Genomic DNA, 24,565 nt, shown 5'->3' with positions numbered 1-24,565 from the left:
CGCAGGACCTGCTCAGGGACGCGGGCCGGGCGCGACCTCCGCGAGCCGTCGCTCGAGGAAGTCGCGCTCGGCCCCGTTGCGCACGAGGTCGAGCGCGCTGCGGTAGGCGGCCGCCGCCTCGCCGTGCCGGCCCGCGCGGCGCAGCAGGTCCGCCTCCGCGGCGGGCAGGTAGTGGTTGCCGGGCAGCGCACCCGTCGCGCGGAGCCGGGCGAGCGCGCCGAGGCCCGCGTCGGGCCCGTCGGCGGCCCCGACCGCGATCGCCCGCGCGAGCGCCACGTAGGGCGACGGCGTGAGCGACACGAGTGCGTCATACGAGCGGAGGATCGCGTGCTTGTCCGCCGCGTCGCCGCGGGCGTGCTCAGCCGCGATCCGCGCCTGCAGCAGGTAGGGACCCGCCGGGCCGCCGAGCCGGTCGGCGGCCTCGAGCGCGCGCCGGCCCTCCGCGATCCGGTCCGCGTCCCAGCGGCCGCGGTCCTGCTCCTCGAGCGGGACGAGCGCGCCGTCCGCCGTGGTCCGCGCCGCGCGGCGCGAGTCCTGCAGCACCTCGAGCGCGAGGAGGCCGAGCACCTCCGGCTCCCCCGGCATCAGCGTCGCGAGCACCCGCGTGAGGCGGATCGCCTCGCCCGACAGCGACGGCCGCACCACGTCGTCGCCGCCGCTCGGCGCGTAGCCCTCGGTGAAGAGCAGGTAGAGCACCGCGAGCACGCCGGCGAGCCGCTCGGGCAGGGCGGCGCCGCTCGGCACCCGGTACGGGATGTGCGCGCGCTGGATCTTCTGCCGAGCCCGAACGAGCCGCTTCGCCATCGCGGGCTCGGCGACGCCGAAGGCCGCCGCGATCTCGTCGACCGTGAGGCCGCAGAGGGTGCGCAGCGTGAGCGCGACCCGCGTCTCGAGCGGCAGCGCCGGGTGGCAGCACGTGAAGACCAGGCGCAGGCGGTCGTCGGGCACGTCGTCGGGCTCCACGGCGTCCTCCTCCCCTCCGCTGCCCCGGGTCTCCTGCAGCGCCGCGATGGACTCGAGCGCCGAGCGTTCGGTGGCGGCGCGCCGGAGCCGATCGAGCGCGCGGTTGCGCGCGACGGTCGTGAGCCACGCGCCGGGCGAGCGGGGCACGCCGTCGCGCTGCCAGGTGACGGCGGCCGCGGCGAACGCCTCGGCCGCGGCGTCCTCGGCGAGCGCCCAGTCGCCGGTGACGCGGACGAGGGTGGCGACGACGCGCCCCCACTCGTCCGCGAACGCGGCAGCAAGCGGCTCCGTCACGACGACAGCTTCATGATCCAGCCGTCACGACATCACGAGCGGGCGGACCTCGATCGCCCCGATGCGCGACGTGGGGTGGGTGGCGGCGAGCTCGAGGGCCTCGTCGAGGTCGTCGACGCGCACGAGGTCGAAGCCCGCGATCTGCTCCGCCGTCTCGGCGAACGGTCCGCGGGTGATGAGCGTCTCGCCGTTGCGTACCCGGACGGTCGCGCTCGTGTCGGGCTCGTCGCGGAGCCGGTCGCCGCCGAGCGTGGCGCGGCGCTGCTCGATCCTGCGCACCCACTCCGTCGGGTCGCCGGTCTCCCGGGTCGCGGTCTTGATCAGCTCGCGGTCGGGCACGTGCAGGAAGAGGTAGTCGACGCCGGACTCGCGCGGCGCGGGCACGTCGTCGGCGTCGTCGACGAAGCCCTCCCACACCTGCCGCACCTCGATGGCACCGAACTTCGCGACCGGGTGCTTCGCGGCGTAGGCGACGGCCTGCTCGAGGCTGTCGGCCTGCAACCGGTCGTAGCCGGCGACGTACTCCTTGACCTCGGCGAACGGGCCGTCGGAGACGAGGGTCTCGCCGTCGCGGACGCGCACGGTGGTCGCGGTGCTCGGGTCCTCGGCCGGGTTGCCGTCGAGGCGCATCCCGGTGCGGGCGCCCTCCTCGACCCAGGGCTCGACATCGGCGTCGGCGGCCACGGGCAGGTCGGGGTCGACGCGGACGAGCATCAGGTACTGCATGGGTTCCTCCTCGGATCGTCGCGCCCGCAGGGGCGCTCATCCGTACGACGGACAGCACACCGGCCGGAGGACACCCGCCGCAAGATCGATCTCAGAACGGGCAGTCGTCGTCGGCGAAGACGCCGGTCGGCCAGAGCTCGCGCGGCGCGGGCTCGCCGGGTTCGAGCGGCGGGTCGGTGATCGTCCGCCTCCACGGCGATGTCCAGACCACGGAGCCATCGGGCTCGAGCCGTTCGGACCAGAGACCCATCGACTTCAGCAGGTGCATGCTGCGGCAGATGCCGACGAGGTTCGCGGCGTTCGTGCCGCCGCCGTGCTGCCACTCCTCGGCGTGGTCGAGATCGGTGAGGCGCCCGCACCGAGGGCACCCGGCGTCGCGGCACTCGGGATCTCGAAGGCGGATCCATCTGCGGAGGTCCGCAGGGGGCCGGTAGGTGGTGCGGTCCATCGTGAGGCGGATGCCGCGGATGGGGTCGGTGAGCACCCGGGTGAAGCTGGGGGCCGAGGCGGCGAGCTCGCGGGCCTGCTCGAGGTCGATCGGGCCGTAGCCCTCGAGCACCGCGGGTGCCGTGTCCTTGCCGAGCAGGGAGAGCACCGGCACGGTGAGGAAGAGCTGGACCGCGACACCCCGACGGCACGTCACCATGGCGTCCGCCTCGGGCAGCCGCATGCCGGCCTGCAGCCACTCGTTCACGAGGTCGACGACGATGTCGAAGCGGAGCCGGCCGATCGACCGGGTCTCGCCGGCCTCGCCCTTCGCCGCCACGGCGGATGCGGTGAGTGCGGCGTCGATCGCCACGAGCTCGGGTGCCGGGCCGCGGATCGTGAGCACCGCCTGGCCGTCGTCGAGCGGCTCGAAGTCGACGCGCCGCCCCGCGTCGGCCGCCTTCCGCCGCTCGGTCGCGGTGTCGATGAGCAGGCGCTCGCGGGCGCGGCGCAGGCGGTCCTTGAGCCGCGCGGCGTGCGTGCGCTCGACGAGCTCTGCGGCGACCGCGTCGTACTCCGGCATCCGGTCCCGAGGCACGCCGAGGTTCTGCGCCACGGCGAGGTCGACCGCGCGCCACGGCGCCCGGCCCTCGAGGAACGCGCGCCAGGTGAGCGGCATGGTCGTGCGGACCTCGATCGCGGTGTCGAGCTGTCGCCCGAGCGCGCCCTCGGTGGTGCCGACCTCGGCGGCCGCCTGCTTGAGGAACGATCGCGCGGCGGAACCGCCGCGGCCGCCGTGGGTACGGCCGAACCGCGCGACGACATCGGCGAGGGTGAGGTCGTAGGCCGCCAACAGCGCCTCGACGCGAGTCGCCTCCGCGCGCCGCACCTCGCGCTCGGCGGCCTTGAGCGTGTTGAACACGGCGTGGATCGGGTCGTCGTGGTCTTCGAGCTCGGCCTTCAGCGCTTCCGGGTCGCAGCGCGCGGTGTCGGCCCAGTACGCGAGCTCGATCGAGTGCAGGGAGGCCTCGAGCCAGAGCAGGTCCGAAGGCACGTCGGCGCGCGGCCGCTCGGCCTGCGCAGCCCGTTCTTCGAACATGTGTTCACCTTCTCATCCCCCTCCGACAGCCCTTCGGCTCACCCCCCTGCCCTTCGTCGCGCCCTCGTGGCACTGTTCCTGCATGCCCACGCTCTTCGAGGGCGCCGGCGGCTTACCCGGCCTGCGCCGCCTCGCCGACGCGTGGCATGCGCGCGTGCTCGCCGACCCGGTCGTGTCGCACGCGTTCTCGCACGGCTTCCGGGACGACCACATCGAGCGGCTGGCGGCCTACTGGGCGGAGGCGCTCGGCGGACCGCCGGAGTACACGGAGCGCTACGGCACAGAGGCGGACGTGGTCCGCCTGCACAGCGGCAACGGGCCGCACGACGAGATGAACGAGCGCGCCGTCGCGTGCTTCGACGCCGCGCTCAGGGACGTCGGCCTCGATCGGGACGAGCGGCTCGCGACCGTGCTGCACGACTACTTCGCCTGGGCCACCTGGAACTCGATGTACCGGCACCACGGATCCACCGACGAGGGCCCCCGCGACCTTCCCGTGCAGCAGTGGTCGTGGGACGGGCGGGTCCCGGGTGCGGGCGTCGAGGAGTCCTGACTCAGTCGCGCGGCAGCCCGGCGTCGAGCGCCGCGACCACGGCGCCGACGCGGTCGCGCGCCCCGAGCTTCAGGAGCACCGCGGAGACGTGCGTCTTCACGGTCCGCTCCCCCATCCGCAGCGCGTCCGCGATCTCCTGGTTGCTGTCGCCCCGGCACATGCGTCGCAGTACGTCCGTCTCCCGCGGGGTCAGCGACTGCAGCAGCCGCGCGTCGTGCCCGCCGGGCCCGGAGGGGCGCCGCGCGCGAGCGATGACGCGCGGCAGCACCCGCGGGTCGATCCACGAGCCGCCGGCTGCGACCGCCCGGACCGCCGCGATGAGCGCCTCGGCCGGGCTGTCCTTCAGCACGAAGCCGTCGGCGCCCGAGTCGAGCGCGGCCTCGAGCACCTCGTCATCGTCGAAGGTGGTGAGCATCAGCACGGCCGGGGCGCCCGGCTCGGCCTTGAGGCGCCGCGTCGCCGTGGGCCCGTCGGTGCCGGGCATCCGGACGTCCATGAGCACGAGGTCGGGTGCGTGCCGCGCGACCGCGACGAGCGCGGCCGCGCCGTCGGGCGCCTCGGCGACCACGGTCAGGTCGTCCTCGGCGCGGAGGATGAGCGCGAGACCGGCGCGCACCATCGCCTGGTCGTCGGCGAGCACGAGCCGCAGCCGGCTCACGCCGCGCTCCCGGCCGCCACCCGCAGCGGCAGCGAGCACGAGAGCACCCACTCGCCGGCGACGGCGGCGCCCGTGATGCGGCCGCCGAGCGCTTCGACCTGCTCCCGCAGCCCGACGAGGCCGTAGCCGCCGGCGCTGGGCCGGGCCTCGGACGAACCGATCGGATTGCGCACCAGAACCTCCACCGCATCCCCGCCGACCGCGACCTCGGCCTCGATCCGCTCGCCCTGCCTGGTGTGCCGCGCCGCGTTCGCGATACCCTCCTGCACCACCCGGTAGACCGCGACCCGGACCGCGAGCGGCAGCGCGTCCTCATCGCCGTCGACGCGGAGCTCGACGGACCGACCGGCCGCGCGGTAGGCGTCCGCGATCGAGGCCAGTTCGAGCGTGACGACGGGCCGGTCGCCCTCCTCGCGCAGCAGCCCGACGACGCCGCGGATGCCGTCGAGCGCCTCGCGGCAGACGCGTTCCGCTTCGGCGAGCGCCTCCTCGGCCGCTCCGGGGTCCGCGCGGAGCACCCGTCGCGCGCCGCCGACGTGCAGCACGACGACGGTGAGCGAGTGCGCGACGAGGTCGTGCACGTCGCGGGCGATGCGCTGCCGCTCCTCGCGCGCCGCCGCGGTCGCCAGCCGCCCGTTCACCGCGCGGAGCTCGGCCGCGAGGCGGTTCGCGCGCCGCAGGAGCAACCCGATGAGCGCGCCGAACAGGTCGCCGAACGCGAAGTAGGGCGCTCCGTACGCCCACGGGTCGATGTGTCCGAGCGCCGGCAGGAACGGCAGGACGACGACCACCGCGGTGACGAGCACGAGCAGCCGTCGGTCGTCCGAGCGCACCGCGAAGCGGCTCACCGCACCCGTGGTGAGGAAGGTGACGACGCCGGCGTGGTTCCCGAGCACCACCGGGACGACGGGAGCGATGGCGAGGAGCGTGAACAGCCAGAGGCGCGGGCCGCGGCCGGCGGCGGCGAGCGCCCACGGCAGGAGCGCGAGCGCGATCAGCGGCAGCTCCCACCAGCGACCGGCCGCCTCGACGACCGCGAGGGCACCGGCGAGGCCCGCGAAAGCCGCGTAGATGCGGTCGGTGCGCAGGCCGTCGGCGTCACTCGCGGCGTCGGGATCCTGGCCGTTCATGCGCCCAGCGTCCCGCATCCGGGGCGGATCCGCCTCGTCCCGCAGACGGAGACGCCCCTGCCCCGAGGGCCGATGTGCCCGGTGCGGCGCGAGAGCAGCCTCGCCCCATGACCACCTCGCCCCTGCTGCCGGCCACGGCCGCCCTGCTGCGCGCACGCCGCCTCGAGCCGCGCACCGTGTTCCTCCTCGGCGCCGGCATCGCCGCCGTCTCCCTCGTCGTCGCGCTCGCGGGCCTCGTGCTCGACGCGCGGACGATCCAGGGCGCACCCGCCTGGCTCAAGCCCGCGAAGTTCGGGATCTCGATCACGATCTACATGGCGACGCTGCAGTGGATCGCCTCGCTCGTGCGCGGCCATCGGCGCCTCCTGCTCGCGATCGGCACGACGCTCGGCGTCGGGCTCACGGCGGAGCTCGTGCTCATCGACCTGCAGGTGCTGCGCGGCACGACGAGCCACTTCAACGTGAGCAGCCCGTTCGACGCCGTCGTCTGGGAGTCGATGGGCGGCTTCGTCTCGCTGGTCTTCCTCGCGACCGCGGCGCTCGCGCTGCTCGCGATCCGCATCCGGGGCACCGACGCCGGCATCGCGTCGGGCCTGCGCTGGGGGCTGCTGCTCGCGCTGCTCGGCATGGCCGAGGCCGGCTTGATGATCGCGAACACCACCTGGAACCCGGGCGGCGGCCACACGATCGGCGCGCCCGACGGCGGTCCCGGCCTGCCGCTCACCGACTGGAGCACGCTGCACGGCGACCTGCGCATCGGTCACTTCGCCGGCCTCCACGCGCTGCAGGCGCTGCCGATCCTCGCGTGGCTGCTCGCCGCGTTCACCCCGCTCGACCTGCGGACCCGGGTCCGCCTGGTGCGCGTCGCGGCGGCGGGCTACGCGAGCGTCATCGGACTGCTCGCCTGGCAGGCGCTGCGCGGCCAGCCACTCCTGCGTCCCGACCTGCTCACGGTGAGCGCGGCGACCGCGCTGCTCGCCGCCGTCGCCGCGGCCGTCCTCCTCGTGCTGCGGACCCGTCCCCAGACCCTCGAGGCGCCGCGTCCAGCCGCTGTTCACGCGGACGCCGCAGCCTGACCCCATGTCGATGGCCGAACCGCTGATGCCGCATCCCGAGGACCCGGACACCGCCGGCGACGAGCACCGCGACGCGCCCGTGCAGGAGCCGCACGGCGAGCCCGCCGAGGCGAACGACACGCTGACGAGCGCGGGGCGCTCGCGCGAGGAGCGGGACGAGCTGCCGCTCTTCCCCGGCGGCGCGGCCTCTCCGGAGCGGGTCGTCGAGGAGACGCCGGAGTAGGCGCTCAGGCGGTCAGCAGCTCGAGCAGCGCCTGCCCCACGGCCCGCGAGGCGCCGAAGGTCGCGATGTCGGCGTAGCGCCGGTCCGGGGACGGCCAGCCCATGTCGACGGAGACGACCTCCATCCCGCGCTCCCGCAGGTCGTCGACGATCCAGCGCACCGCCGGGTGCCGGTGGTTGTCGCGGCCGATCACGAGCACCCGCGGAAACGGGCTCTCGATGCGGTGCTCGGTCGTCGCATCCACCGGCACGACGGGCCAGCCGCCGAACCGCCGGGCGGCGTCGGACCCCGGATCGGCGGCGACTGCCGCGAACGGCCCCCAGACCGACTCCCCCACGGCGACGTTCGGCTTCGTCTCGAGCCGCAGCACCGCCCAGTCGCCGCCCTGGTGCAGCCGCCGCCGGGCGCCCTCCGACACGTCGAACGTCGAGGCGATCCGGCCCGGATCGAGCACGCCGGTCGCATCGGACGGGGTGTGCGGTACCGCCAGCCCGCGCACCCGACGCGCGGCATCCGCGAGCCGCTCCTCCGCCAGCTCGCCCGATCCGACCGCCGCGACGATCGCGTCCTCGATGCCCTGGATCTGCTCGTCGGTGTTCCGAATGCCGATGCAGAGCAGGTCCGCGCCCGCGGCGAGCGACCGCACGGCGGCCGCCGGGATCCCGATCTCGCCCGAGGCGCCGGCCATGTCGAGCGCGTCGCTCACGATCACGCCCTCGAAGCCGAGGCGTTCGCGCAGCAGGTCGGTGAGGATCGCGCGGCTCATCGTCGCCGGCGTCGTGGGGTCCAGCGCCGGCAGCACGATGTGCGAGGTCATGATCGTCGCGACGCCGGCGGCGATCGCCGCCCGGAACGGCACGAGCTCACGCGCCTCGAGCACGGACAGCGGCACGCCGACGACCGGCAGCCCGTGATGCGAGTCGACCGCCGTGTCGCCGTGACCCGGGAAGTGCTTCGCGCTCGCCGCGACGCCCGTCGACTGCAGCCCCCGGATCCACGCCGCGACGTGCCGGGCGGCGAGCTCCGCGTCGTCGCCGAAGCTGCGGGTGCCGATCACGGGGTTGTCGGGGTCGACGTTCACGTCGGCGCTCGGCCCGTAGTCGAGGTTCACGCCCGCAGCGACCAGCTCGAGGCCGATCCGCCGCGCGGACGCCTCGGTCGCGACGAGGTCGTCGAGCCGCCCGAGCACCGCGTTGCCGGGCTCCGGCGAGCCGCCGCGGGCGTGGAGGCGGGTGACGTCGCCGCCCTCCTCGTCGATCGCGATGACGGCGTCCGGCCGTGCGGCGCGGATGCGGTCGGTCAGCGCCCGCACCTCCTCCGGCGTGCCGACGTTCTCCGCGAACAGGCAGACACCGCCGAGGCCGTCGCGGAGTCGCCGCTCCACCCAGTCCGGCAGCGCAGCGCCGGCGAAGCCCGGCTGGATCACGGTCGCGGCGTCGCGTCGCAGGTCGCTCGAGTTCCGCGGCATGCACCGATTGTGGCGGGGCCAGTCGGAGGGTCAGCCGCGAGCCCCGTTCTCCTCGGCACGGCTCGTGATGCCGGGCTGCGGGAACGGGCGGCGTCAGTCGGCGGTGCTCCTCGGGGGCGCGGCCACCTCGAGCGCGAGACGCTCGGCCTCCTCCACCGCCGTCGGGAAGCTCGGTGCGAGACCGTCGAGCAGGAGCAGCGTCGCGCGCGAGTGCACGCGCACGAGGAAGGCGCCGGTGGCGGCGCGGTGCTCGAGCGGATCCCGGGCGGACTCGCCGAGGCGCACGAGGGAGTCCGAGAGGGTGCGCCAGCACTCCCTGCTGCGGAGCCCGAGCTCCGTCGCGAGGGCGGCCGCGAGCGCAGGACGCTCCCCCATCGGCGTCAGGGCGACAGCGGCGCGCCAGGCGGCGCGAGCGACCTCGTCCTCCTCGTCGTGCAGCAGCGCAGAGGTGAGCGCGGGCAGCGCCCGCGGGTCGCCGATCTTCGACAGCGTGTGCAGCGACTGGCTGCGCGCCTGCGGGAACGGTGACGACAGCTCCTCGACCAGCAGCGGCACGGTGCGATCCGCGGGGAGGCGCGTGAGCGCCCAGGTGAGCATGTCCCGCACGAAGAAGTCCGGTTCGATGCCGCAGCGCTCGACGAGCAGCTCCGCGGCCGGCGGGTACGGGCTCGAGCCGGCGTCCATCGCGGCGCGCATCCGGGCGGACCCGTCGGCGGCGCGGAGGCGCAGGGCGAGGTCCTCGAGGTTCAACGCTGCCCTGCCGGGGAGGCGGGTCGGACGGTCATCCCTCCATGTTCGACGGAACCGCCGAGGACGCTGCGCGGATGACGCCCTCCGTCGAGCGACGCACGACGAACGGGGGTGCCGTGACCCCGTAGCGTCGACGCCGTGAGCACCCTGACCGAGGTGGGCGACCGCGAGGGCTGGCGTTGCTGGCTGTGCGACGAGCCGGTGGATCCCGACAGAAGCGTGAACGATCCGCGCGGCCCCAGCATCGACGCCGTCACGAGCGCGAAGCCGAAGAAGGGTGCGCCGGCACCGGAGCGGCTCGCGCACCGCGCCTGCAACACCCGCAAGGGTGCGGTGAAGGCGGTCGTGCCGTGGCCGTCGCAGCTCTTCGTCGTCGATCCCGCGCCCATCGTGGAGACCGTGGAACGGCTGTCCCGCAAGGGCGGCCGCGAGGTCGTCGCCCGCTGCCCCACGCGTGACGACGCCGAGCAGGCCGGCGAGTGGCTCATCGACCGGCTGTCCCGGCTCGCGCCCGAGCTCCGCGTCGCAACGACGATCCAGCCCGGCGGCGGCCAGTTCCTGCTGGCGCTCGCGACCGCGCGATAGGCGCGGAGCTCAGGCTTCGGCTGGGGCGAGCTCCTCCGCCGGCTGCTGAGGCTTCTCTGCGACGTCCGCGGGCACCCGGACGGTGAGCCCGCCCGCGGCGACGCGGATGACCAGGCCGACCGCCTTCCCGAAGGGGTCGCCGTCGAGCTCGACCTCCTCGGGACGGCTCAGCCGCATCCGGAGCGTCTTCCCGCGCAGGTAGTTGAGCGCCTTCACCTCGCGGGTGCGGAACCGCCGCCCGAGCGGCGTGCGGCTCAGGACGCCGTTCTCCCAGACCACCTTCACGATCACCTGCAGCCAGCCGATGATCTGCTCCGGGCGGAGGATCACGACGTCGAGCTGGCCGTCGTCGACTGCCGCGTCGGGCAGCAGCAGGATGTTGCCGGGCAGCGAGCCGGCGTTGCCGACGATGATCGTGTGGGCGCGGTACCGCCGCACGCCCTCGTCGTCGAGCTTGAAGCGGAGCCGCAGGACGTTCTTGTCGCGGAGCACCGTGACGAGCGCCTTCACGTAGGCGAGCCAGCCGACCTTGGCCTTCAGCTCGTCGTCGGTGGCGGCGAGCATCTTCGCGTCGATGCCGAAGCCGGCCATCACGAGGAACGCGTGGCGGGTGTGGCTGCCGTCCTCGCGGTACACGTCGGCGAGGGCGACGTCGATGGAGCGGTCGCCGCCCGCGAAGGCCGCGTGCACGGAGTGCTGCACGTCGTTGAGCGTGAGGTCGAGGTTGCGGGCGAGCAGGTTCCCCGTGCCGGAGGGCAGCAGGGCGAGGGACGCCTCCGAGCCCTCCAGCACCTCGGCGACCGCGCGGACCGTCCCATCGCCGCCGGCGGCGAGCACCATGGTCGCACCGGCCTCGAGGGCCTCACGGGCCTGCCCGCCGCCCGGGTCCTCCTCCGAGGTCTCGAACCAGAGGGTCGGCTCCCAGCCGGCCGCGTGCTCCTCCGCCTCGACGATCGGGCGCAGCTCGTTCACCTCGATCTTCACGGGGTTGTAGACGACGGCCGCGAGGCGACGCCGCCCGGAATCGGTCGGTGCGGTCATGAAGGGCTCCTCGTCGTCGTCGCCGGGTGCTGTCCCGACGCGGCAGCCAGTGTTCCGGACCGGACCGGACAAGCAGCGCGCCTCTCCACAGGCGGAGGGGGCTCGCAGCGGACTGCCAGGGCCGAGGCGGGCCGTCGGCCTCTTTCCGGCCGACCTGTCACACCGACGGCTCCGCCGGTGTCTCGTGTTCGAACCCCAAGACAGTCTGGTTCTCAGGACAAGGAGACCCCGTGTCGAACCCCATCTCCGTCGTTGTGATCGGCGGCGGCTATGCCGGCGTGATGGCGGCGAACCGCCTCACGAGCCACCAGGACTTGACCGTGACGCTGCTCAACCCGCGGCCGCGCTTCGTCGACCGGATCCGGCTGCACGAGCACGTCGCCCGCGGTTCCGAGGCCGAGCTCGACTTCGCCCGGATCCTGAACCCCCGCGTGAGGCTGGACGTCGGGAGCGCGACGCGCATCGACAGCGCCGACCGCATGGTGGAGCTGGAGGACGGCGACGCGCTCCCCTACGACTACCTCGTCTATGCCGTCGGCAGCACGTCCGCCGCTCCGCGGGTGCCCGGTGCGGCGGAGCACGCGCTGCCACTCGCCGGCCTCGAGCAGGCCCGCCGGCTCCGGGAGGCGCTGCTGGCGTCCCCGGACGCTCTGGTGACGGTCGTCGGTGCCGGCCCGACCGGGATCGAGCTCGCGGCCGAGCTCGCAGAGTCCGGCCGCCGGGTAACCCTGCTCTGCGGCACCCTGCTGGCCCCCTCCCTGCACACTCGCGGCCGTGACGCTGTCGCGCAACGACTCGCTGACCTCGGCGTGACGGTGCTGCAGGGCGACGGCACCGAGGTGATCGCGGTCGACGCGCACAGCGTCACGCTCGCCGACGGGCGAACAATCCCGAGCGGCATCACGGCCTGGGCCACCGGCTTCGGCGTCCCAGAGCTCGCCCGCCGCAGCGGCCTCGCCACGGATGCCGCAGGCCGCCTCCTCACCGACGAGACGCTGACGAGCATCGACGCCCCGCGGATCGTCGCGACCGGCGACGCGGCGTCCCCCTCGGACGCGCCGTACCGGATGAGCTGCCAGGCGGCGATGCAGCTCGGTCCGCAGGCCGCCGAGACCGTGCTCAGCCGGATCGACGGCAGGGCGCCACGCCCGGTCGAGGTCGCCTTCGCCGGCCAATGCCTCAGCCTCGGCCGCAGAGGCGGGCTCTTCCAGGTGTCGGGGCGGGACGACGTCCCGACGCCCCTCGTGATCCGGAGCCGCGGCGGCGCGGCCTTGAAGCGGACGATCTGCGGCAGCATCCGCTGGGAGCTCGCGATGGAGGCCCGTCACCCCGGCGCCTTCCGCTGGTGGTTGCGCGAGCCCGCCCGCGGGAACCGCGTCGCCGACGTGCAGCACGACGCCACGATCGCCATGCTCGACGTCCATGAGCACGCGGTGGCGACGAGCGGGGACGCATGACTGACCCAGCCACAGACGCATTCGTAGCGCACCGCAACCTGCTCTTCACGGTCGCCTACGAGCTGCTCGGCTCGGCCGCGGACGCGGAGGACGTGCTGCAGGAGACGTGGTTGCGCTGGTCCGAGGTGGACCTCGCGGAGGTGCGCGATCAGCGCGCGTACCTCGTCCGCATCACGACCCGGCAGGCGCTGAACCGGCTGCGGACCGCGCAGCGGCGCCGCGAGACCTACATCGGGCAGTGGCTCCCGGAGCCCCTGCTCACCGGGCCAGACGTCGCCGAGGACGCGGAGCTGGCCGAGCAGCTGTCACTGGCGATGCTGCTGGTGCTCGAGACGCTCGAGCCGCTCGAGCGGGCCGTGTTCGTGCTGCGTGAGGTGTTCGACGTGGGCTACGACGAGATCGCCGCCGCGGTCAACCGCTCCCCCGCTGCCGTCCGGCAGATCACCCATCGGGCGCGCGAGCACGTCGCCGCTCGCCGTCCGCGGGTGAACGTTCCCTCGAGCGAGGTCCGGACCGCGCTCGACTCCTTCCGGCGAGCGATGGAGACCGGCGACGTCCAGGGTCTCCTCGATGTGCTCGCCCCCGACGTCACGCTGGTGGCCGACGGCGGCGGGATCCGACAGGCGGCGCTGCGTCCCATCCTCGGCGCGGACAAGGTGGTTCGGTTCCTCTTCGGCGCACTCGGCAAGGCCGGCGGCATGGTCACCGTCGACGCCGCAACGGTGAACGGCGGCCCGGCTCTCGTGGTCGCGCTCGACGGCGAGGTGGATGGGGTGCTGGCAGCACGAGTGGAGTCGGGCCGCATTTCGGGCCTCTACTACGTCCGCAACCCGGAGAAGCTCGCACGGCTTGCGGCCGAGACGCCGCTCCTACGGCACTGAACGCCACGCTGTCTGCCCTGCTTTCGCAGCAGAAACGCTCCGGGCGCGCTACTCGACTAACGTCAACCGTCTCCTCGCTCACCTCGTGCGTGAGCGCCTCACTTGTCGTAAACCGGGTTGTCGTAGTACTGGTCGCTTTTTGGCCCGTATGTGACGGCGGGCAGTCCCGCGAACGGTCGCACTGCGTCCGCTCCCGCAGCTCCAACCGTGGGCGTCGCCTGTGGCGTCCTCACGGAGCGGAACCTGGAACCCCACGTCTGCCGCACCGCCAGCTCAAAAGCAGCCTGCAGCTTCAAGACTTCACGTAGCCGTGTCGCGCGGACCGGACTGTTGAGCGGGAGCGATTCGCACTGCTTGAGCGACTGCCGGTGCTTATCCCGGACCCATGCGATCGAGTCGGCGGCCGTCCTCGGAGCGCGAGTGGACAGCGCCGTAGCGATCTCCCTCTTCATCGTGCGGTGCCGTCGAGCGCCCTGTTGCTTGCTCTTTGCCTTGCCGCGTCCGGTCGCAGCACTCCTCGCAGCCAGCGACTTGCGCACCCAGGCGACGGCAGACCGTGACAGCGGGGAATCGACCAACCGGACGCTGAACCCCCCGCTGCGGAGGGTACGCAGTATTACTGGTTGAGGAAGGCCAAGCTCTTTAGCGAGGACAGCCACCGTCGTGGCGGGGGCCCGAGGACCGGTCCTCCGTTCGCTCGGCGACCGAGTCGAAAGAACATCCCCGGGCCTCGCTGTCCGACGCACGCGTTGTTCATACCAGGGAACGCGCTTGCATAGAAGAGGCGATTTCAACCTCGACGAGAATTGCTCCTGCACGCTCGCGATCGTGAATGGGGGCGGCGCCGGCGCGGAGCAGGTGCTCGAGCTCGCCCGTCTCACGTCACAACTTGTCGATCCAGGTCTCCTCCTCACGATCCGCCCATGCGTTGCCGGTCGAGACCCGCGTTGCCTGGTCAGCGCGCCGGTTGAGTTGAATCAGGAGCGCCTGGGCCTGTCGGTTGTCGAGATCCTGTGGCGAGGTGATGCGCTGACCCGTGAGTGTCTCAACCAGCGCGAACTGATCCTTCGCAGCTGCCACACCGAGGCGGGCAAACGCATCTCGCAGGGCTGCCCGTTGCCGATCCGACATCCGTTTCGGCGCATTGCCCACTTCCTCCGGGCTCGCTTCAAATAAGGACAGTTCTTCGGACAGGATTTGATCCTCTCAACAGATGGGGTAGACAGGATGGCCAGTACCGGCGCCCGGGCCTTACTCCGTTTCGAACTCGTTGGTGGTGAACTTCAACGTGGATGCGTTCTCCCGGATGGTCCTGAGCTGCTGCTCGGTGAAACCTCCAGGGAGAACAGCGTCAATCGCGAGCGAGATCTTTAATTGCGCACCGGACGCTGCGAGGTTCGCCAGCACCTCGGCTGCGACCTTGGCGAAGTCGGCCGAGTAGCGATCCGCATTGATGGGTACGCTGCCGACGTATCGGGTCGGGACCCGCTTCGCAGGGTGCGTTGGCGGTTGATCGCCGACGAACGACCGTGGCGGAGTACTTGGGTCCGCAGGAGCAACTACATCCCGCTCACGATCGGACGAAATGGACGCGCGGTCAGTGTTGCGCTGTGCCTCGGCAGGCCCCGGCTTGACGATCAGACTCGCATCGGACAACGGGCTTCGTCCGGTCTCGCCAGGGAGCCAGAGCCCCGTGTAGCGGCCTGCTGACTCGTCATACCCATCGGCAACAGCGAATCCCTCGAGCTGCCAGAGCAGCGGTTGACCGTCGATCGCGTCGGTCAGGACGTCACGGGACCGAAGCCGCGGCATGTACGGGTACTGCGCGTAGAGGCTCCACAGCGCGCCGATGGAGATGTGGCCCGTCGACCAAGCCGCTGGCACTTGGGTATCTAGCGCCAGGCGGATCGACCGCGCCGCATGCTGCGTCGAGTAGGCGCCGGCACTGCCGAGCTTTTTGGCGACGCGCTCCGCAAGCGAGCCAGCCTGCCCGTCGACCTTCACCTCCTCCAGCTGGAACGGCGAGCCGGGGTCGGGCGAAACCGGGTTCAGCACCCACACGTAGGTGAGCGCTAGGCGATCGTCCACGGTGCGGCTGAACTGCTGGCACTTCTCCTCGGCCTGAGACAGCTGCTGCGGCGTGAGATTGAGCTCGTTCGCCTTCGCGGTGATCTCCTTCCAGGCCAGGAAGGACCTCGCTGCCTGGTCCAACTCGGCCAGGCGCTCCTCGTCGGGCGCGAGGAACACAACCATGTTGCGGTTGGTCCGGTTCCCCGTTCCGCGCCGCTCCGTCGCTTGCTGAGCGAAGTTGAGGGCCGCGGAATCGGCGATCTTGCGCCGGTGAGGGAACCTCGGGTGCAGGACGACGAGCCTGGCCTGGTCGATGTCCGGGATGTCCGCTGAGTCGGTCGGGCCGACATGCACGCCCGCGAAGTCGGACCGAAGGCGCTCCTCGCTGCGCAGACGCTTGACGATCTCCGCCCAGACGTCCTCCTGGTGCAGAGCCTCCGCTGCGTCCTTCGCTCGGCGGGTGATGTTGGCGTGGGTGTCGTACCAGTGCTTGCCGGCGGACGAGTAGTAGTAGGTCGTCCGATCGCCGAGCTGCGTCAGCGCGGAGTGGAAGTTGCCGACGATGTCGCCAGGGACCGCAGCGCCGATGAACACCCGCTGCGTGTCGATGCCCTTGTGCGCGGTGCCGATGGTGGGTGCCGCGCCGAAGAAGACGGTGCGCGCGAGACGCTTGGTCACCGACCGCTGCCCAAGCACCGGCTTGTCGCCGTCGATGCGCGCCGGCTCGGAGTTCTCGCCGTCCACGTCGGCATCGATGACGGCCTTCCATGAGTCCTGCAGGTACTGGGTCAGCTCAGCGTTCACCGAAGCGACAGCGAGCGGGACGGAGCCCGGCAAGATGAGCGGTCCCTGGTCCTCTCCGGCCCAGAGCGCGTGAATGACAGCGTTCATCAACCGAAGCACGCCGCGGGTACGTTGGAACCGTTCGAGCGATGACCAGTCCTCGTACAGCCGGTCGAACAGCTCCGGATGCAGCGGGTAGGTTTGCTGGATCCGTCGCTCGTACTGCGGGTCGCGCGCCTCCTTCGGAAATTCCAGCTGATTTGCGCGATAGAACTCGCCGAACGCCTTCGATGTCGCGGCGATCTGGGCGAGCGCCTTCGCGTCCTCCGCTTCGAACAGGCGCTGCTTCACGATGCGGTAGGCCTCGTCGCTCGAGGCGGGCCGCCACTGGTCGGCTACTCGACGCACCACATTCTGCAGACGCTTGAGCGCCTCCATGCCGTTCGAGCCGCCTACCTCTTCCGCCGCGCCAGGTACCTCAGCGCTGTCGTCACCGTCGTGCGAGGCAGGGATGGAGATGGCCAGCAGCACGCCCGGAGTGGACTTCGCGGCCTCGGTGAGCGATTGCGCAAAGGTGAACTGCGTGTCGAAGGTGCCGCCCGCGAGATCCTCTCGGCCATAAAGCTGACGTGCGTAGGCGACCCACTCGTCGATCAAGATGACGGCGGGTGCGTACTTCGCCAGCAGCACGTGAAGATCGCCGCCAGGATTCGTGTGCTTCTCGTCATGCTCACGAACGATCTCGTAGCCGTCCCGCCCGCCGAGCTGCCAGGCGAGCTCGCCCCAGAGCGTGTGCACCCGAGTGCCGTCGGCCTTCGCCTCCCCTTGAGGTGCGAAGTGGTTACCAACGAGCGCTACTCGTGTCGCGGCGATGCCCTCGGCGGGATACCCGTTCGCCGTTAGCAGCTCCTGCGCGGCCTGCGGGAACCGCTCAAGCGGCAAGCGACCGGCCAGGTGCCACAGCGCGAGCATCGAGTGCGACTTGCCGCCGCCGAAATTCGTCTGCAGGTTCACCACTGGCGACGCGTTGGCGTCCCCGGACAGCCGACGCACCGCTCGGCCAATCAGGTCCTGCAACCCCTCCGTGAGATACGTGCGTGCGAAGAACTGAGCCGGGTCGGCGTACTCGCCGCTCGTCAAGCCTGAGCCCCGCGCAACCTTGTAGAGGTCCGCCGCGAACTCGCTCGACTGAAAGTTGCCGGTTGCCACCTCGTCTCGCGGCTTCAGCACCTGACGCCAGGGCGCAACGCCGGAAGTGCCTGGCACGACGGTCAACGTCTTCAGCGTTCGGGAGTCCTGCTTCTCCGTAGCGATGCGGCGGAGATCAAGGCGGATGGCATCAACCTTGCCGGCGGCGGATGTTCGTCCGACAGCCGTCAGGAGCAGTCGGGCGTAGTCGAGCGCGCGAAGCGCAGAGTCGTCGTCGAACGAAGCGTTGTGCGCCCATTGATTACGGGTCTCGCGAAGGAGGCTGGCGTACGCCTCATGCTCTCTGGTGACCACACCCTTGAAGGGGTACCAGCCCGGCTTGACTCTGCCCGTCAGCCCCTCAGTCAGCATTCGGAGCTGAAGCCCAGGGTCCTTTCGACTGTAAGACTTGCCGGTGATTCCCTTTTCCTGGTCGGCCAGCTTGACCACGAGAACCCAGTCGGAGTCACCGATCTGCGGTGACAGCAGCTCCGTGATGAAGGGATCGAGTGCCTCCGCAAGAATTTCGAACATCCGTCCGATGCGATCCCGATTTGATGTCGCCATATAGATACTTTCTGCACAGCAGGGCGGTTCATTGCCGCCGAACGTAGTTCGACGACGTTGGGTTGGCAGCGGAGTGGTTAGATCAAGTCACTAAAGTCGAGCGTGGCGTCGGTTGCCGCAGGATAAGCCGTTCGACCCGAATCAAGCAGTTCTGACCATGAGGTCGCCACTCCATTGAACGATATCGCGTCACGCGTCCAGCCGTTCTTCTCGGCTACCTGGAACAGCAAATATGCCAGCTCCTTCACGAGGTCTAGATCCACCGCCCCGTCCGAGCGACGGCTCGCCTCGTGCAGGAACGAGCCCGCTGCCGGGATGCCCTTTGTCTCCTGGATGCGGATCGTGTGCTGCAACGCCTCCCAGGCGGACGTGTGTGGGTCAGTCGCGATGTCGTAATCCTGGGGCAACTCATCGGGCTTGAAGAGCCGCACCTTCCCCGCTCGGGCAACCAGGATGCCACTGCGTTCCATCACCGTCACCGCGGTAGCCCGGGCTCGCGCCAGGTCCTCGGCGTTACCGAAGGCACCTGCCTCGTATCCGTTGCCCCGATACCAAGCTATTGCGAAACGTGTGGTTGAGTCGAAGTCGCCCTCCTGCTCGGTCAGCAACTCATCCAGTACCTCATTTATCCGCCCAAGCGCCGCACGCACGGTCATCTCGGAGCCGTCCGACTCGATGATCTTTGCGTACCGAGAGAACACAGCCATGCCGGGGCCGATAGCAGACTGAGGCAAATCCACTGGCGCGATCCCGCCCTGCTGCAATTCCCGAAGAGCGGGCCCCAACTCCCGCTTCATGGCAGCGATGAACCCACGCCGATCAGTTATGGGAGCAGATTCACCCCGCGGACGTAGTGCCAGCACCACGGAAGATGCAAGGGCGTTCATCCCTGACGCCATCATACGATTGCTCAATTCCGAACGAACTGGCCAAGTCGCGGTCACGGCCCATCCAGCGCCGACCATGCTGCCCAGGATGGTTTCCCAACCGGTCGAGCTGGTACCGGTCGCATCACTCTCGGACTGCTTGAACGCGTAGTAAACAGTGATTGGGTATTCGTCCGATGCCGACCGCCTCGCTCGCTCGAATACGCGCTTGAAGCCAGTCTCGAAGAACTGCTTCGCCGCTTCTTGCGTGCCGTGCCTGTAACGATTGGCTACAAGCTCATCACCCTTCGGCACCGCTACCGTCTCAAACAGAGACGGGTGGGTAGGCCGTAGCGCTCTTCGCAACCACACATAGAAATAGTCCGACAGGTCGGAATACCCTATGTTGTCGTAGTACGGCGGGTCAGTCGAAAGAATCAGGTGGTCATAGTTCCGTGATGACGCATCGGCCTGACTGACGTGAGCAACGCGCCCACCCCTCCACGCCTCAAGCGACTCAACCGTCCACTCGACCTGACTCAAGAAGTTTCCAGTAGACGATGAGAAGATGTTGGCCTCAGCAAAGTCCCATGTCATCGGGATCGCCTGGCGACCAAACGTGTTCCGAATCTTACCCATGGAATTGTCCCATGTACTAATCGTCGACGAGCGGTCGGCGGTCCGGCTCACCGCCATTCCGAGGTAGGTAGCGACCGCTGACGCATACTCGCGACTCAGTTGATCCATCTCATGAGCATGCGGGTGGCCAGCAACCACTAAGTTCTTGCAGTCCCGCTCAATACGGTCCGTCAGCTCATGCACGAGCTGAACAAGCGTCAGAAGCGCTGTCAATTGACGCGGCGTGAACAGTTTGCTGAACGTCGTTAGCCCATAGATGGGAGCCTTGATATCGCGCGGGTAGTATCCGAGAGGTTCATCCGGAGCGCCCTCAGGAATTGGCACATCGGCAGCGGCGGACATTTCGACAGTCGGTGGAATATAGTGACGGCGGCGATCACCCTCCGCAACCTGCGCGATAAGCGTCCTTCCAAGCCCCTCCGAGGACCCCTGCTGACGGATGTACTGCAGAGATGCTGCGCCACCGCAGGCAATGCACACCGCACCAGTTCGACTAACCGTTCCGGCCGCGATGTCAAACGTCGCCGTGGACGGGTCGTGCGATACGGAGTACTGGATTTCTCGAGAGGTGACCAACGGGACTATGAATGACTCCTGCCCGCCCCGTCGAGATAACCACCAGGAACTCACCAGTGGCATCTCGATGCCACATGCCGGGTTCGGACATTTCACGGTGCGTGCCCAGATCCAGGCGATGACGGTCGCGTCCCCACCGCCCCGCAGTTTCGCCTTCGGGTAGAGGCGCCCAATGCGCCTTTGTGCCTCGTCACGCATCCACTTGCCATATCGCCGGACGTCCTCTGCGAGGCCGGTTGCCTCAGGCCAACTGGTACGTGTGGCTGCTGCGCCGGGAAACACAGGCTCGTGCCCAGCAAACCTCGGCGGGATCTCGATAAGAGCCTTGTTGATCAGAACCGCAACTGGGTTCAAGTCACTCGCATGGACTTCGAGCCCAAGGCGTTGCGCTTCCAGCGGAATGGTGCCGCCGCCTGCAAAGGGGTCGAGGATTGCCGGGGGGTTGCCGTTGGTCGACTTCAGAATCTCGGCGCGCACGGCGTCGAACAGGGCGTCATCGCTGAGGTTATCCCAGTTGACCATGCGCGCCATCAGGTCGAACAGGCGCTCACGCTCCTGCTTGATCCGATGACTGGCCCAGCCCGCCGCGTCCTCGTAACCGCTCTCGCGTGCCTCGGCGAGGAATTCGTCCTCACGCACGGACGGGTCGTCCACCAACTGCGCGAACAGCACCGCTCGCGCGGTCGCGAGGGGGCGCCGCGCCCACCAAAGGTGCAAGGTGCTGGGATGCCCATGGCGAATCGACTTCTCACGCGCCGACTGCTTGTTAATTTCATCGAGCGGGATCGATACCTCGATCAGCTTCCGCTTCAGTGCCAATGCGTTCCTCCGATGGCCGCGCGCAGCCGCAGCGCGGGACGTCCGAGCCTACGGGCGCGGTGCGACATTGCCCGGCTGAGTGAGCGTGTCATCAGGACTCGGTCTCGCCGCTCCACGCTGGGCAGCGCTTAAGCGACTCCTGCGCCCGTTGACGTGGCTGCGAATGTCAGAACGGCTGCGCTCCGCGTGCCCACCAGTCGTCCCACGAAAGGTTCTGGGAGACAACGTCGAAGTCGGTGAGCCAGCTGGGCTCGACTCCGTTGAAGGCGTTGCCGATGTACCGCACCTGATCGTGCTGTGGGCCACGATTGCTCACCCGGACCAAGGCGAGCCGGTGGTTGGGTGACGCGTTCAGTGCAGTCAGCACCTCTGTGCGGGTGATCGTGAAGGTGTCGGAGCCTTCGATCCGAGCCTTGACCTCGATCCGGAGACTAGCGCCCTCGGTGGTCCGCGAGAGCACGTCGAAGCCGGGGTTGTTGTGCGCTTGCTCCTCCGGCTTACGCCCCAGAGCACGCTCGGCCGCCAAAACTGCATCGACTCCGCGGCGCTCGATCGCTGCGCGTGCAGCGGCGCTTGCAGCTCCACCGATGGACGCTTCGCTGGTCGCTGCCGGCACAACTAGGGCGATCGCTGTGATGCGAGGCGTGACCGGCGACATGGTGAGCTGCTGGTCGATGAGCGCGACCCGGCTCTCCCTGCGCTGCTCCAGCTCTTCGGCACGCCGGCGGAGGGTGTCGGCGGAGTAGCGGACCTTCTTGCCGGCCGCGGCGTCCGCGTCGGTCTTCAGCGCTTCGGTGTACAGGCGGTTGACCTCCCTGGTCAGCCGAATGATCACCCGCTGGCGCACGCGCTCGTACTCGAAGGAGCGCCGGCTCGTGACCTCCTCAGCGAACACCGGCAGCTGCTCGGCGATCACCCACGAGACGGCGTCCTTCTCGCGGCTGGCGAGCCATGGAAGCCCCACGCCTGCGGAGCGCTCCGCCTCAGTGGCAGGCGCGTAGTCGAGATACGGGGCAGAACCGCCCTCGCGCACCGCTCCATGGGCACCAACGACGGAGTACCCGAAGCGCTTGCTGACGGTCTCGCCAGTGGCGTCACGGACCTCGTTCAACACCCCGACCAGCAGCGTCGGCTCGGTGATCGCATCCGACGTCAGCACCGTGCCGCGATCCAGCATCGGACCGAACTGGTCGATCACGAGTTGCAGCACGGCGTCGTGCAGCGGGTGACCCGGAGCGAGCAGTTCCGCTCGAGGCGTGCCCTGGACATCGATCGTCGTGACGTCGAAGGTGACCCGTTCGTAGCGTCGGGCAACCGGCGCGCGTCCTGCGCGCTCCCGTACCTGCGCCGGAACGTGAGTGATCTCGTACCGGCCGCGCTCGCGCCGTTCGATGCGCCCGCCCGCGCGGTCGAACGCCTCAAGGAACGCGTCGCGGATGAAGTGTGGTTGGAGGCGCTTTGCTTTCGCGTCCTCCATCTGGCGGCGCAGCACCTCGAGTTCGCTCGGAGCCAACGCTTCGGTCGCCAATGCCTCGTCATCGAGCAGCTCGCGCAGCCCGGCGGACACGCCCGCGTCGATGACCTCCCACATCTTCGCCTTGACCTCGGGCTGCTCGCCGTACCGGATCGCCTCGCGGAGCACCGAGGTGAGCGACAGGTTCCCGAGCGAGGTACCAAGGACGTTGAAGATCTCCCCCTGGTACGCGGCGCGCTGCTCCTCGATCTTGTCGAGCAGCCGGATGTACACCTCGCCCTCGCGCGTGTCCTCGGCGACCAGGTTCCAGAGCCGGCACACCTCGGTCTGGCCGATGCGGTGGATGCGGCCGAACCGCTGCTCGATGCGGTTCGGGTTCCAGGGCAGGTCGTAATTCACCATCAGGTGAGCGGCCTGCAGGTTCAAACCCTCGCCAGCGGCGTCCGTCGCGATCAGGATCTGCACGTCAGGGTTCGTCGTGAAGTCAGTCGTGATCCGGCGGCGCTCGTACCGCGGGACCGCTCCGTGAATGGCTACGACGGCGTCACCGCGCCCCAGCAGCGCAGTGATGCGCCGATGCAGGTAATTCAACGTGTCACGGTGCTCGGTGAACACGATGAGCTTGCGCGGCGAACCGTCCTGGTGCGTAAGCACCTCTCCTTCGATCACGCCGCGGAGCTCGCGCCACTTCACGTCCTGCTGGCTTGCGAGGAGCCGACTCGCGAGCCCCTCGAGCCGGCGCAGCTCCAGCACCTCCGTCTGAAGTTCCTCTGCCGTCCGGGCCGCAGTGGCAGCGTCGACGAGCTCGTCCTCGGTGCGCTCGAGCTCCGCGGCATCGAGCTCGTCGACATCGACGTCCTCCCCCGAGAGCACAGGTGCTGCTTCGGGTCCATGGTTTACCCCCTGCACCGCCTCAAGGCGGAGGCGTTCGAGTCGCTCGGCGCGGCGCCGGAGCGACTGGTAGATCGCCTCGGGGCTCGAGGCGAGCCGCCGCTGCAAGACGGTGAGCGCGAAACCGACCGTGTTCCTGCGCTTGCCGTCGAGCCGGTCGGCAAGGTTCATCCCGTTGCGGACGTACTCGGTGACCTCCTCGTAGAGGCTCTGCTCCGCGGGCGAGAGCCGGTAGGCGACCGTGTCGGCGATGCGCTCCGGGAAGAGCGGCCGTCCGTCGAACGTGACGAGCCGCTCCTTGACCATGCGGCGCATCAGCCCGTCGACCGTGCCTGGCTGAGCACGCCTGTCGCCAGGACCGGCAAAACGGTCGCGATCTAAGAGCGAGAGGAAGGTCTCGAAGTCCTCCTCCTTGCCGTTGTGCGGCGTCGCAGTCATGAGGAGGAAGTGCCTTGTGCGCTCGCTGAGCAGCTCGCCGAGCGCGAACCGCTTGGACGCCTTCAGCTCGCCGCTGAACCAGCTCGCGCTCATTCGATGGGCCTCATCGACGACGACCAGGTCGAACTCGGACTGCTCGAGCTGGTCAAGGAGCAGCTCGTTCCGGGCGAGCTGGTCCATGCGAGCGATGAGGAGGGGCTTCTGCTCGAACACCGTGCGTCCTGCGCCGCTGTCCTCCGCACCGGGAGCCAGGATCTCGAACTCGAGGCCAAACTTCAGCGCCAGCTCGTCCTGCCACTGCTCGACCAGCCCACCGGGAGCGACCACGAGGCAGCTGCGAACGTCCTCGCGGAGGATGAGCTCCTTAATGTACAGGCCCGCCATGATCGTCTTACCGGCGCCGGGGTCGTCGGCGAGCAGGAACCGCAGCGGCGTACGCGGGAGCAGCTCGCCGTAGACGGCGCGGATCTGATGCGGCAGCGGCTGCACGTCGCTTGTCGCGACAGCGAGCATGGGGTCGTGCAGGCCGGCGAGCATGATGCGCTGCGCCTCCGCGGCGAGGCGGAAGTCGCGAGCATCTGCGTCGAAGGGACGCCCGGCCTCGAGGTGCGGCTCGACCCGTGACTCATCGGCTCGGTACAGCACGACCTGACCGAGCGCTCCGTTGTCGTCACGGTAGGTGACCTCGAGCGCGTCGGCGCCGTGCTTCATCGCAGCCAGCACCTCCACCGGCCGAGTCGGCACGATGCCGGCCAGGCGAGTGCGCGGCGCAATCTCTTCAAGTCGCACGAGTACCTCTCGATCGTGGGCCGCGGTGAAGGCTAGCGAGCAGTACGGCTCTCACCGTCCCCCACGCCGTCCCGTCTTGCGCGGTAGCGCGCAGCGGCAGCTGAGCGCCATGAATCAGCACACCGCCAGACTCGC

General features: G+C 70.0%; 18 protein-coding genes. 6 read left to right on the top strand and 12 right to left on the bottom strand.

Annotated elements, in window-relative coordinates:
• Window positions 1-12: 12 nt before the first annotated feature.
• From QDR37_RS11385 to QDR37_RS11375, 3 genes are all read right to left on the bottom strand, one after another.
• Complete coding sequence (locus QDR37_RS11385; protein ID WP_279713886.1) at window positions 13-1,257, bottom strand: sigma-70 family RNA polymerase sigma factor; 1,245 nt, start codon at window positions 1,255-1,257, stop codon at window positions 13-15.
• A gap of 24 nt (window positions 1,258-1,281) precedes the next feature.
• Window positions 1,282-1,983, bottom strand: coding sequence for a YciI family protein (locus QDR37_RS11380; RefSeq protein WP_279713885.1), 702 nt, complete (start codon window positions 1,981-1,983; stop codon window positions 1,282-1,284).
• A gap of 91 nt (window positions 1,984-2,074) precedes the next feature.
• Window positions 2,075-3,508, bottom strand: a complete 1,434-nt coding sequence (locus QDR37_RS11375; RefSeq protein ID WP_279713884.1) for an HNH endonuclease signature motif containing protein — start codon at window positions 3,506-3,508, stop codon at window positions 2,075-2,077.
• A gap of 82 nt (window positions 3,509-3,590) precedes the next feature.
• Between QDR37_RS11375 and QDR37_RS11370 the strand changes: the two genes are divergently transcribed.
• A complete protein-coding gene (locus QDR37_RS11370) occupies window positions 3,591-4,061 on the top strand; it encodes a group II truncated hemoglobin (RefSeq protein ID WP_279713883.1) in 471 nt (156 codons plus the stop codon).
• Window position 4,062: 1 nt separating this feature from the next.
• Here the strand turns inward: QDR37_RS11370 and QDR37_RS11365 are convergent, their stop codons facing one another.
• Window positions 4,063-4,719 carry a response regulator transcription factor gene (locus tag QDR37_RS11365; RefSeq protein WP_279713882.1) on the bottom strand — a complete coding sequence of 219 codons (657 nt, stop codon included), beginning with the start codon at window positions 4,717-4,719 and terminating at the stop codon, window positions 4,063-4,065.
• Window positions 4,716-5,849, bottom strand: a complete 1,134-nt coding sequence (locus QDR37_RS11360) for a histidine kinase (RefSeq protein ID WP_279713880.1) — start codon at window positions 5,847-5,849, stop codon at window positions 4,716-4,718. Before QDR37_RS11360 ends, QDR37_RS11365 begins: the two co-directional genes overlap by 4 nt.
• Before the next feature lie 107 nt (window positions 5,850-5,956).
• On the opposite strand from QDR37_RS11360, the gene QDR37_RS11355 reads away from it, so the two are divergent.
• Both QDR37_RS11355 and QDR37_RS11350 read left to right on the top strand, forming a co-directional pair.
• The gene (locus QDR37_RS11355; RefSeq protein ID WP_279713879.1) at window positions 5,957-6,925 is read left to right on the top strand and encodes a hypothetical protein; all 969 of its coding nucleotides are present in this window, start codon (window positions 5,957-5,959) and stop codon (window positions 6,923-6,925) included.
• Window positions 6,926-6,929: 4 nt separating this feature from the next.
• Window positions 6,930-7,148, top strand: coding sequence for a hypothetical protein (locus tag QDR37_RS11350; RefSeq protein ID WP_279713878.1), 219 nt, complete (start codon window positions 6,930-6,932; stop codon window positions 7,146-7,148).
• A gap of 4 nt (window positions 7,149-7,152) precedes the next feature.
• Here the strand turns inward: QDR37_RS11350 and QDR37_RS11345 are convergent, their stop codons facing one another.
• Both QDR37_RS11345 and QDR37_RS11340 read right to left on the bottom strand, forming a co-directional pair.
• On the bottom strand, window positions 7,153-8,616 hold the full coding sequence (locus QDR37_RS11345) for a glycoside hydrolase family 3 protein (protein ID WP_279713877.1): 1,464 nt from the start codon (window positions 8,614-8,616) through the stop codon (window positions 7,153-7,155).
• A 93-nt stretch (window positions 8,617-8,709) separates the two neighbouring features.
• On the bottom strand, window positions 8,710-9,366 hold the full coding sequence (locus QDR37_RS11340) for a HEAT repeat domain-containing protein (protein WP_279713876.1): 657 nt from the start codon (window positions 9,364-9,366) through the stop codon (window positions 8,710-8,712).
• Window positions 9,367-9,504: 138 nt separating this feature from the next.
• Between QDR37_RS11340 and QDR37_RS11335 the strand changes: the two genes are divergently transcribed.
• On the top strand, window positions 9,505-9,951 hold the full coding sequence (locus tag QDR37_RS11335; RefSeq protein ID WP_279713875.1) for a hypothetical protein: 447 nt from the start codon (window positions 9,505-9,507) through the stop codon (window positions 9,949-9,951).
• Window positions 9,952-9,960: 9 nt separating this feature from the next.
• On the opposite strand, the gene QDR37_RS11330 is transcribed toward QDR37_RS11335, so the two are convergent.
• Entirely contained in the window at window positions 9,961-10,992 is a 1,032-nt protein-coding gene (locus QDR37_RS11330; RefSeq protein ID WP_279713874.1) for a diacylglycerol kinase family protein, read from the bottom strand.
• Window positions 10,993-11,222: 230 nt separating this feature from the next.
• Here QDR37_RS11330 and QDR37_RS11325 point away from each other — a divergent pair, with 230 nt between their 5' ends.
• Complete coding sequence (locus QDR37_RS11325; protein WP_279713873.1) at window positions 11,223-12,449, top strand: FAD-dependent oxidoreductase; 1,227 nt, start codon at window positions 11,223-11,225, stop codon at window positions 12,447-12,449.
• Window positions 12,446-13,330, top strand: coding sequence for an RNA polymerase sigma-70 factor (locus QDR37_RS11320; RefSeq protein ID WP_279713872.1), 885 nt, complete (start codon window positions 12,446-12,448; stop codon window positions 13,328-13,330). The genes QDR37_RS11325 and QDR37_RS11320 overlap by 4 nt, the downstream gene beginning before the upstream one ends.
• 882 nt (window positions 13,331-14,212) lie before the next feature.
• Here QDR37_RS11320 and QDR37_RS11315 read toward each other — a convergent pair.
• The 4 genes from QDR37_RS11315 to QDR37_RS11300 form a co-directional block, all read right to left on the bottom strand.
• Entirely contained in the window at window positions 14,213-14,482 is a 270-nt protein-coding gene (locus tag QDR37_RS11315; protein ID WP_279713871.1) for a hypothetical protein, read from the bottom strand.
• Window positions 14,483-14,581: 99 nt separating this feature from the next.
• Window positions 14,582-17,938, bottom strand: a complete 3,357-nt coding sequence (locus QDR37_RS11310; RefSeq protein WP_279713869.1) for a DUF499 domain-containing protein — start codon at window positions 17,936-17,938, stop codon at window positions 14,582-14,584.
• Between the two features lie 77 nt (window positions 17,939-18,015).
• Window positions 18,016-20,838: a DUF1156 domain-containing protein gene (locus tag QDR37_RS11305; RefSeq protein WP_279713868.1), complete on the bottom strand. Its 2,823-nt coding sequence runs from the start codon at window positions 20,836-20,838 to the stop codon at window positions 18,016-18,018.
• A 166-nt stretch (window positions 20,839-21,004) separates the two neighbouring features.
• The gene (locus QDR37_RS11300) at window positions 21,005-24,430 is read right to left on the bottom strand and encodes a helicase-related protein (protein ID WP_279713867.1); all 3,426 of its coding nucleotides are present in this window, start codon (window positions 24,428-24,430) and stop codon (window positions 21,005-21,007) included.
• Window positions 24,431-24,565 lie beyond the last annotated feature (135 nt).

The sequence above is a fragment of the Amnibacterium sp. CER49 genome (assembly GCF_029846255.1).
In the GTDB taxonomy this organism is placed as follows: domain Bacteria; phylum Actinomycetota; class Actinomycetes; order Actinomycetales; family Microbacteriaceae; genus Amnibacterium.
The sequence above is the reverse complement of the archived record's forward strand: the minus strand, read 5'-3'. Positions and strand labels throughout refer to the sequence as shown.